Source organism: Nocardia sp. NPDC051030, from assembly GCF_040683015.1.
Lineage (GTDB): Bacteria > Actinomycetota > Actinomycetes > Mycobacteriales > Mycobacteriaceae > Nocardia.
In genome coordinates, this window is record NZ_JBFBCD010000017.1 from 36,982 (window position 1) to 46,580 (window position 9,599).

General features: G+C 66.4%; 6 protein-coding genes and 1 pseudogene. 2 read left to right on the forward strand and 5 right to left on the reverse strand.

Features of this window, described 5'->3' with window-relative positions; genetic code table 11:
• Nucleotides 1-10: 10 nt before the first annotated feature.
• Both AB0N05_RS38435 and AB0N05_RS38440 read right to left on the reverse strand, forming a co-directional pair.
• The gene (locus AB0N05_RS38435; RefSeq protein WP_364704079.1) at nt 11-2,827 is read right to left on the reverse strand and encodes a molybdopterin-dependent oxidoreductase; all 2,817 of its coding nucleotides are present in this window, start codon (nt 2,825-2,827) and stop codon (nt 11-13) included.
• On the reverse strand, nt 2,824-3,612 hold the full coding sequence (locus tag AB0N05_RS38440) for an FAD binding domain-containing protein (RefSeq protein WP_364704082.1): 789 nt from the start codon (nt 3,610-3,612) through the stop codon (nt 2,824-2,826). Before AB0N05_RS38440 ends, AB0N05_RS38435 begins: the two co-directional genes overlap by 4 nt.
• A 193-nt stretch (nt 3,613-3,805) precedes the next feature.
• Here AB0N05_RS38440 and AB0N05_RS38445 point away from each other — a divergent pair, with 193 nt between their 5' ends.
• Nucleotides 3,806-5,317 carry a helix-turn-helix domain-containing protein gene (locus tag AB0N05_RS38445; protein ID WP_364704085.1) on the forward strand — a complete coding sequence of 504 codons (1,512 nt, stop codon included), beginning with the start codon at nt 3,806-3,808 and terminating at the stop codon, nt 5,315-5,317.
• Nucleotides 5,318-5,593: 276 nt separating this feature from the next.
• Here AB0N05_RS38445 and AB0N05_RS38450 read toward each other — a convergent pair whose 3' ends face one another.
• Nucleotides 5,594-6,571 (reverse strand): TetR/AcrR family transcriptional regulator C-terminal domain-containing protein, encoded by a 978-nt coding sequence (locus AB0N05_RS38450; RefSeq protein ID WP_364704088.1) that lies wholly within the window; start codon nt 6,569-6,571, stop codon nt 5,594-5,596.
• Between the two features lie 131 nt (nt 6,572-6,702).
• Here AB0N05_RS38450 and AB0N05_RS38455 point away from each other — a divergent pair, with 131 nt between their 5' ends.
• Complete coding sequence (locus tag AB0N05_RS38455; protein WP_364704097.1) at nt 6,703-7,845, forward strand: FAD-dependent monooxygenase; 1,143 nt, start codon at nt 6,703-6,705, stop codon at nt 7,843-7,845.
• A 483-nt stretch (nt 7,846-8,328) separates the two neighbouring features.
• Here AB0N05_RS38455 and AB0N05_RS38460 read toward each other — a convergent pair whose 3' ends face one another.
• Nucleotides 8,329-9,279 carry an ankyrin repeat domain-containing protein gene (locus tag AB0N05_RS38460; RefSeq protein ID WP_364704091.1) on the reverse strand — a complete coding sequence of 317 codons (951 nt, stop codon included), beginning with the start codon at nt 9,277-9,279 and terminating at the stop codon, nt 8,329-8,331.
• Between the two features lie 101 nt (nt 9,280-9,380).
• Nucleotides 9,381-9,599 (reverse strand): annotated as a pseudogene (locus tag AB0N05_RS38465) (IS110 family transposase); the annotation flags it as partial.

Sequence of the window (9,599 nt, forward strand, 5' to 3'; positions counted from 1 at the left end):
CGACGCCGAATCATTCGAGGACATCGTCGATCATCCGCTCGGCGAGCTCCGCCAAATCGGATCGGGTGAGCGACGCGTGTGCCCGGCTCTGATCCAAGGCAGCCGCTCGGCGAACCTCCTTATGGTGCAGGGCAAGCCAGATTCGATCCCGGGTCAGGGGAAGCACGGTGAATCGAATGCCGGTGGCGTCACGCACGGCATTGGCCAGGGCGGGGGCCACCGGGTTGAAGGGACTCTCACTCATGGATTTGGCTCCGAGCGGACCGATTTCGTCGCTGGTCGGCATGAAGGTGACCTCGGTGCGCGGGACATCGGCGAAGGCGGGGAGCCGGTAGCGTCGGAAAGCGGCGGTGCTGACCTCGCCGCGATCGTCGATGCGAACATTCTCGAAAAGCGTTGCGCCGAGCGCCTGTGCCACACCGCCTTCGACCTGGCCCCGGCATTGCATGGGGTTCATGACCTTTCCGGCGTCGGCGGCGTGCACGCTGCGCAGGATGCGGAGTTCGCCCGAGCCGGGGTCGACCGCGACGTGGAAGAGCTGGGCATTGAAGGCAACCGATCTCGGTGTTCCACCCCAATGACCGTCCGCAGCAAGCGTTTCCCCTTCCGCGTCGGCGATGACGCGCAGCTCACACAGTGAGATGCGCTGGGAGTCCGCCACCACCGCATCCTCGGTCAACCGGCACTGCTCCGGCCGCACGCCGAGCTGTTGCGCGGCGAACGCGAGAATCCACGCGGCGAGCGCACGACTCGCATGCAGCACCGCCTTGCCTGCGACCACCGTCCCGGTCGAACCGAATGCGCCGGTGTCATGAGGGACCACATCGGTATCGGACTGCCGGATCGCCACGCGGCCGGTGGTCGTGCGCAATTCCTGCGCCACGATCTGACGATGCACCGTGGTCGTGCCATTGCCGAATTCGGCGGTGCCGACGGCGAGGTCATAACTGCCATCAGGCAATAGCGTGACCGTGGCATCGGCGAAATGCCCACCCGGGGGGCCGGTCGCGATCATGGACAGCGCGAATCCGGTACCGGTCAGCCAGCCCTCCGGCGCGGGCGGGAACGGGTCGGCGAGTGCCGTGCGAATAATGCCCAGGCACTGGTCGAGGCCGTAACTCGCGATGTGCAGGTCCTCTTCGTGGCCGCCCGGAGCCACCATCGGCTCACCGGGGCCGATCATATTGAGCTCCCGGAAGGCCAGCGGGTCCATGCCGACACGACGTGCCAGCTCGTCCATCACCGATTCCATGGCGAAGACAACCTGGCCCAGTCCATATCCCCGAAATGCGCCTGCCGGAACGGTATTGGTGTAGACGGAGTAGCCGTCCGCCTTCTTGTTCGGGCACCGGTACACGCCGAAGGACTCCCCGACCGAGTGGAAAAGCACTGCGGGGCCGTGATTTCCGTATGCGCCGGTATTGGACACGATCCGCGCCTCGAGCGCCGACAGTGTGCCGTCCCGGCGCGCGCCCGCCTTGACCCGGATGGTGAACGGATGCCGGGTGGTCGCACCGTAGAACTGTTCGGCCCGGGTGTATTCCAGCTTTACCGGCCGCCGCAATCGCAGCGCCGCCAACACCACGATGTCTTCGACCAGCATCTCCTGCTTGCCACCGAAGCCGCCACCGACGCGACCGGCCACCACCCGGATTCGATCCGGCGGGAGGTCGTACAGCGCGCACAGCGCCCGCCTGGTCAGGAAGGGTGTCTGCGTGCTGGAGCGCACCACCAGACGGTCGTCCTCGTCGAACCAGGCGACCGCGCCATGGGTTTCCAGACTGCCGTGCTGCACCCGCTGGGTGCGGAAGGTCTCCTCGTATATCACCGCCGCCTCAGCGAAACCCGCTGCCACATCACCCATCTCGCCGTGCACCTCACCGACCACATTGACCTCCGGCCGGGAGATGCGCGCCAACGCAGCATCCTTGGCGTGCACCAGCGGAGCGCCGGGGCGCATGGCCTCCTCCGGATCGAGAACGTGCGGCAACACCTCGTAGTCGACTTCGATACGGCGACAGCCTTCTTCCGCGGCGGCCTCACTGTCGGCGACGACCGCGGCCACTCGCTGCCCGATATAGCGCATGACCTCGTCGAGCACGCGGGTGTCGTCGGGATCCTCTTCGGGATGCTCGTGACGCGCGCTCGAATAGTGCTTGTCCGGAGCGTCACGGTGGGTGAAGACGGCATGCACGCCGGGGACGGCCAGTGCGGCGGCGGTATCGATACTCCGGATCCGGGCGTGTGCGTGCGGTGAACGCAGCAACTTCATGTGCAGCAGGCCGGGGACATCGATATCGAAGGTGTACCGGGCGGTTCCGGTGACCACCTGCGGTCCGGCAGGTGCGCCGAGATTGCGGCCGACCGCCGCACCCGCCTCAGGATCCTCGGCGTGTTTCACACCCCGAATCGCGTCCTCGATGGCGCGATATCCGGTGCAGCGGCAGAGGTTTCCCTTCAAAGCGCGAGGGAGGTCGTCCTTCTGCTCGTCGCTCAGCGCCGCCGTCGTCATGAGGAAACCCGCTGTGCAGAAGCCACATTGGAACCCCTGCGCATCCAGGAACCGCTGCTGCATCGGATGCAGCTCGCCATCCGTGGCCAGCCCCTCCACGGTGGTGACCGCGTGCCCATCGGCCCGGAAGGCCGGATAGAGACAACTGTGCACGGGCGCGCCATCCACGTGCACGGTGCAGGCTCCGCAGTCCCCCGCATCGCAGCCCTTCTTCACACCGAAGCAGCCGCGTTCACGCAGGTAGGTCCGCAGGCACTGCCCCGCGCGCGGCTCCGCACCGAAAACCTTTCCATCGACCTCGATCTCGAAGCTCATGCCAGCTCCCTCCTGATCTCTTCGGCCAGCCGCAGCGTCATATGCCTGCGCCATTGCGGCAGCCCGTGAATATCGTCGAACCACACGTCCTCGGGCACGGCCTGATCGATCGCCGTACCGAGCTCGGTTTCGCTGGGCCGCAACCGGAATCGGAGCACGATCGGACGGGTGGTCGACGCGGTGATGGTCACCGCGAATGCTCCCGACCGATCCCGGGTGCCGATCACCAGCACGCCCGACCGGCCGAGCCCATACAGCGAGGCCTGCCGGAACGCCGTGCGCCGGGCCAGCGCGGCAGCGGGCAGCGTCACCGACCGCAGCAGCTCGCCCGCACGCAATACGTTTTCCCCTGCGCCCGTGACGAATTCGGCCGCCGGAACCCATCGCAGCACACCGTCCTGCGCACGCAGCATGCACTCGCCATCGAGTGCGGCCGTCAGCGAGATCATCGGCCCGGCCGGCAGCGAATTGCACAGGTTGCCACCCACCGTGGCCATATTCCAGATCTTGAACGACGCCAGGAACGCATTACAGCACTCCCGAAACAAAGGCCGGTCGGTGAATCGGAACAGGTCAGCCACCGTGCACGTGGCGGCGATCTCCAACGCGCCGCCCTGCAACCATCGCAAGGGCGTCCATCCGGTCCGGCTCAGATCGACGAAGCGGCGCAGATGCGGCTGCGGTTCGGAGAACAGATACGTCCCCCCGCCCAGCCAGGCGTCACCGGTTCGCCAGTCCTGGAATTCGCGTGCGTCGCACACCTCCAGCACGGTGTTCAGGTCCATGGCGGCACTCCTCGAAATCGCTGATTCGCCGATTCAAGCCGGTCGCGAGCGGGCTGCCATCGGTGCGCGCATACGAAAATCCGGGGGCCTGAGGCCGAATTTCGGTTGATCGAACAAGACGTGGCCACCATCGAGCGAACCCATCTACGATGCGATGTCGGCCGTCCGATGGCGGGCGTGAGAGGAGCAGATCATGCGGGTGGATGACCTGCTTCGACTGGAGACCCTCGGATTGCAGCTGGTGTGGGGTGAATCCGACCTGCTCCGGCAGGAGATCGGCGGCGTCACCGCCACCGACCTGCTCGACCCGACCGAGTATCTCCAGAACGGCGAAGTAGTACTGAGCGGCCTGGTCTGGTGGACACCCCGCAATGGGCGGCAGAAAGCCGACCGATTCGTAGCGGCCCTGCGAAACGCTGGCGCGGTGGCACTACTGGCGGGCGTGGTCCGACACCGCGGGCTGCCCGATGAAGTGCTGCGCGCCTGCCGCGAACAGGGCATCGTGCTGGCGGCCGTACCCGCCGAAACCACCTTCCGCACCATTACCGACGAGATCTACCTGCGCCGCTGGGGCGCGCTCACGGCCTCACCGCATTCCTCACTGCCCGATCACGTGCGCACCGGGCTCGACCAGTTGATCCGCGACCGGGCCGAACCGACCGAGGTGCTGGACCGGATCGCGGTACATCTGGGCGGGCTGCCGTGCACGCTGGTCACCGCGAGCGGACGCACCATCGCCCGCTCCTCCGCCGCGCCCCGGCAGGCACCGGCCGCCATCGTCCGCAGCCTGCGCCGCGGCGAGAAGGCGAATCATTCGATAGGACCGGCGGATTCGCCCTACGACACCTGGTATCTGCGACTACCCGGACCGCCCGCGCCGCCGCGACTGGTGCAGGAGGTCGCGGAAATACTGTGTCATTTCCGGGATCTCGCCATGCAGGAGCAGGATCGGCAGGCGGAATCCGCCACCGAGCTGGCGACTCACCTGGACCGGGACGATATCGAAAATCCCTCGGTAACAGAGTTTGTGAAGTCTATCGGCCCCGGCCCGTACCGCATGGTCACGGCGATCACCGCTCCCCACCGCCCCGGTCTCGCGGTCGCGGCATTGCGGGAACTCTTGGCGCACTGCACCGATCAGCCGCCCGCCGTCGGCCCGCACGGCGAACGGGCGGTCGCCGTCATCCCCGATATCGGCGACCCGATCGATCGACTGCTGTCCCTGCACGAACTGGTCCGATCCTGCGATCCCACACTCGCCCTGCACGTCGGCGTAGGCTCCGCGAGCGAAACCCCGATCGGCCTGCGAGACAGCCTGATTCGCAGCGACCACGCCTGCCGCGCAGCCGCGCACCTCGGCCGCGGCGTCACCACCGCCGAACAACTCACCACCCTGGGTGAACTACTCGCCGGTGTACCAACCCCGGTCCGAACAACTTTCAGCACCCAGGTCCTGGGCGAACTACTCGACCCGGACCCCGCCCGCACCGAACTCCGCGCCACCCTCATCGCATTCCTCAAGCACAACGGCTCCTGGACCCGCACCGCCGAAGCCCTCTACCTCCACGTCAATACGGTCCACTACCGCATCGAACGAATCGAAAAACTCACCGGCCGCAACCTCTCCCGCCTCGACGACCGCATCGACCTCCGCGCTGCCCTGCACACCCTCGACGACCCCGAAAGCGTGCCTCGCGCCGGGTGAAGGGAGTACGACGGCGGGATGTCCGACCCGGCACACCTTCTGCTGCTCTCGGTGATCGACGCGTCTACCGATCCACATCACGACCTCTGTCCGGTCGGACACCTGACGCCTGGTCGGCACGTCGCCACGACCCTATTGCCGGTCTCGTGTTGACTGGCACCGTGGAGGGATTCACGGACGAGCAAGCTGCGCTTCTCATCGATGGATTGAGTGTGCCTCGGCCCGCGGATCTTCGAGCCTGCCATGTGGCCGCTTCGGACCGCCCGGGTCGCGGCACTATCGCGCGTTGGTGGGCTGTTCGGCTTTTCGGTCGAGCCGTATAGCGAAGCCATCCAGGAGCGAGCGCAGGCCCAGCTCGAACAAGTCGTCCAGGATAAGGTCGTAACCTTCTGCGGCCAGGGTGGTGAGCATCGTGGCGAATGTCGGGTAGCGGCCGGATTCGGTTATCGACCGCAACGCCGGCGCTTGGTGGTCCATCCAGTCGTCCTCGGATAACCCGGACGCACCGAGCGCGTGTTGCTCGCGCTCGAGGTGGATCGCAATGCCTTGCACATGGGTGAACAGCAGCACGTGCATGTCGCACATGGCCGACGCACTGAGGCCGAGACCGTCCAGTGCGGCGAGTGCCCATTCCGCGTGTGCCGCCAGGCTGGGCAGCGGAAGCGGCCGGGTGATCGGGGTGAGCTGGGCCAGCCAGGGATGCTGTCGGTACAGCGACCACAGCGTGCGCGCGCAAAGCTCCAGGCGCATCCGCCAGCCGGGCGGCGACTGCGCCGGGTAGCCGCGCTCGCCGAACGCGGCGTTGGCCATCAACATGACCAGCTCGTCCTTACCGGCCACGTGCCGGTACGGTGCCATCGCCGCGACTCCCAGCCGTGCCGCGACGCCGCGCATGGACAGTGCGGCCAGTCCCTCAGCGTCGGCGATGGCGATGGCGGCTTGGACAACCTGCTGACGGGTGAGGTCCTGCTGTTTATCGTGGGCGGGTCGGCGCGAAGACCGTTGCACCGGTGCGGTTTTCGCCGCTGATCGCCGACTCGGGCCGGTGACCATGGTGCCGGAACGGGGTTCGGAGTAGGCCAATCCCTCCTGAATCAGGACAGCGAGTGCTTTGGCAGCGGTGGCTGTCGCGACTCCCCACTCATCGGCAATCCGTCGGGTCGAGGGCAACTTGGCACCCGGAACCAGCTCCCCCCGCACGATCCGGTCCCGCAGGTCGGCGGCGATGCCCAGATACCGCGGAATGGTCGGCATCCCCGCTCCCTTCTGCACTAGCACAGATTACCGACTGTACTAGGCCAGTTCGGGCCTATATGGCTGATCAATGGCACAGTGCGCACTATAGGCCGATAGGCGCGTACAGCGTCTCGACCGTGGAGGGAACCATGCGGAACGTCTTGATATCCGGGGGCGGTATAGCCGGCCCGACTCTGGCCTATTGGCTGCGCCGCAAAGGCTTTTCGGTGACCGTGGTGGAGCGAGCAGATGGCGTGCGCAACGGCGGCCAGGCGATCGACATCCGGGGTGTCGCCCTCGATGCGATGGACCGAATGGGCCTCGGCGAGCGGATGCGTGCCGCGCGCACTCGGATGCGTGGAATGTCGGTACTCGACGGCGACGGCAACGAGATCTTCCGGTCGGAGGAGCACGTCTTCAGTAGCGGTCGGCTCGATAGCGAGGACATCGAGCTGCTGCGTGAGGACTTGGTGGCGATGCTGTACGAGGCGACCAAAGACGACGTGGAATACATGTTCGACGACTCGATCGTCGACATACAGGAGGGTGAGCACGAAGTCCGCGTCGAGTTCGAGCGCGGCGGCCTCCGCGATTTCGACCTGGTCATCGGCGCGGACGGCATGCACTCCACCGTGCGGCACCTTGCGTTCGGTCCGGAGCAGCAATTCAGCAGACACCTCGGCCAGTACCTGGCGATTTTCTCGACCGCCAACTTGCTGGGCCTGGACAACTGGCAGATGTGGTTCAGCGACACGGCCTCCGGTGCCGGTGGCGCCGTCTATCCAGCGCGGGACAACACCGAGTTGCGAGTGATCCTCGGCTTCGCATCCGAGCCGGTGCGGTATGACTATCGAGATATCTTGCAGCAGAAGCAGATTGTCGCCGAACGGCTGGCGGATGTGGGCTGGCAGATTCCGAAGCTGCTGGCGGCCATGGCCGACGCACCGAACTTTTATTTCGACGCGATGGCGCAGATCCGCATGGACCACTGGACTTCCGGTCGAATCGCTCTGGTCGGCGATGCCGGATACTGCGCCTCGGCGCTGTCCGGGCAGGGCACCAGCCTGGCCTTGGTCGGCGCATACGTGCTGGCCGACGAACTCGGCCGGCCGCAGGTCGACCACGCGACCGCGTTCGAAGCCTACGAACGGCGGATGCGGCCGTTCGTCGCGCTCAACCAAGCGCTGGCAACCGAGAACCCCAACGGCCCCGCCGCCGAGGAGTCGGTAGAGCGCGCAAAGAACAGCATCTCCCTCGACGCCAACCCGGTCGACTTCGTTCAGTCGAGATGATCTCGGCCGGTGCGCCTTCCGGACTCCGCCGCGAACCGCCCGGGTCGCGGCGTGAGCGTGCGTTTCGGATCTCCTGTCGAGTTCTTGATACGTTCGTGCTTCCGAGGCAAGTCTGGGACGAGGTGAGCAAGTGGGGCTCGACTACAGCTACGAGGTGTACGTTCACCGCGATTCCGCACGTCCGCTGTTGGAGGCCGTGAAAGCCCGCTGCGCGCCCTCTCCCGACACGACTACCGCAGTCGAGTTTCCTGACGGCCGGCGCCAGAGACGTTGGCCTCGTTGATCTTCAAGGGTGCCCCGTGATGGCCGGTTCGGTCAGCGCGCCATGCGGCATAGTGCTTTCGGGCGGTCTCGGATGTCGATCCGACGCACTCGATTCCGAGGGCCTCCTCGCCGCGCGGGCAAGGATGCTCGCCAGTGGTAGCAAGTCCGGTGATCTGCTGCACCCCGCGCCCGCGGCCACCAGTTCGGTCATCCGAGCGGTCAGGGTCGGTACCGATAGTCGCCGTCGGGCACACGTAGCCACATGTCCGGTGGTCCAGCGAAGGCGCGCGCGTCGCGCGGGCGCAAACCGGCCCACGCGCAGCAGTAGGCGAGGACGTCGTGCTGATACAGGTACGAGGTGAGGATGTCCTCGGCGGAATCATCCTCGGACGGGTCGAGGGCGGGACTGATATCCGAGCCGGTGAGCGCGCCGTCGAGACTGGTGCTGCCCTGGCAGCCGCCCTTCGGGTTGAAGTACATCCCATAGCATTTCGTGCCGGGAGACAGGCGGGTGGAGATGCCGGGCATCGAGGCGATGTAGGACCAAGGTTGGGCGATCACGCAGCCGCCGGGCACGTCGGTCGCCCACATCGTCAACTCGGTGTCAGCGGACAGAGGCCAGCTCGCCATGTCGTCCGGAGTCACCGATCCCGCCGGGACGACCTCGGCGTCCAACCGGCGGACAGCCTCGGCCGCGTCGATGCCCGCGACACAGACCAGGCTCACCCCGTCGATCCATGGTCGGCTCAGTGCCATGGTCAGCTGGCGTCTTTCCTCGACTGAGGCCTGTTCGGAGGCCGACAACTCGCCGGTGACCAGCGGATGCTGCCCAGCCAGGCTCAGCCTTGCCGGGGACCAGCCCGCCATCATCGGTCGCGCCGGGTCAGCGCCCGCAGCCAGCAACGCGCGGGCGTTGTCGGGACGGTTGGCGTACACCGCACGCCACAACGCGGTACGGCCCCACGCCATCGCGTCGACATCACACACCCGCGACGCCACCTCCGCCACCACCTCCGCAGACCCCTGCGTGGCGGCCATATCCAACGGTCTCTGCTCGCCACGCAGTAGGACATCGGGGTCGGCACCCGCTTCTAGACGTGCGCGTATCTGCCCTGGATCGGTCCATGCCGTCCGGCCGAGGCCAGCCCAGCCACCCTGCTCATCGTGCATGACTACAGTGTGCAATCTCGAACACGCGTTCGACAAACCGCTGCGTCAGTCATGGCAAACCGAACCCTCCGAGATCCGCACCCTTGATGCTCCTATAGATGTCAAGCGGCTGGATAGATGTGGTGGTTGGGTGCGGCCGGTGGGTCGGTCAGGGCGTGGTAGGCCTCTCGGGCGATGAATCGTTTGAGGCAGCGCAGGATGTCTTTCTTCGAGAGTCCTTGTTGAGTGCGGCGTTCGACGTAGGCGCGGGTGCGTGGGTCGTGGCGCATGCGGACCAGGGCGATGGTGTGCAGGGCGTTGTTGGCGGCGCGGTCACCGCC

What these genes read in the sequence shown, in the direction of transcription:
- AB0N05_RS38440 (WP_364704082.1), bottom strand. Translation starts at nt 3,612, where the DNA reads ATGGACCTGAACACCGTGCTGGAGGTGTGCGACGCACGCGAATTCCAG.
- AB0N05_RS38445 (WP_364704085.1), top strand. Translation starts at nt 3,806, where the DNA reads ATGCGGGTGGATGACCTGCTTCGACTGGAGACCCTCGGATTGCAGCTG.
- AB0N05_RS38435 (WP_364704079.1), bottom strand. Translation starts at nt 2,827, where the DNA reads ATGAGCTTCGAGATCGAGGTCGATGGAAAGGTTTTCGGTGCGGAGCCG.
- AB0N05_RS38460 (WP_364704091.1), bottom strand. Translation starts at nt 9,279, where the DNA reads ATGCACGATGAGCAGGGTGGCTGGGCTGGCCTCGGCCGGACGGCATGG.
- AB0N05_RS38450 (WP_364704088.1), bottom strand. Translation starts at nt 6,571, where the DNA reads ATGCCGACCATTCCGCGGTATCTGGGCATCGCCGCCGACCTGCGGGAC.
- AB0N05_RS38455 (WP_364704097.1), top strand. Translation starts at nt 6,703, where the DNA reads ATGCGGAACGTCTTGATATCCGGGGGCGGTATAGCCGGCCCGACTCTG.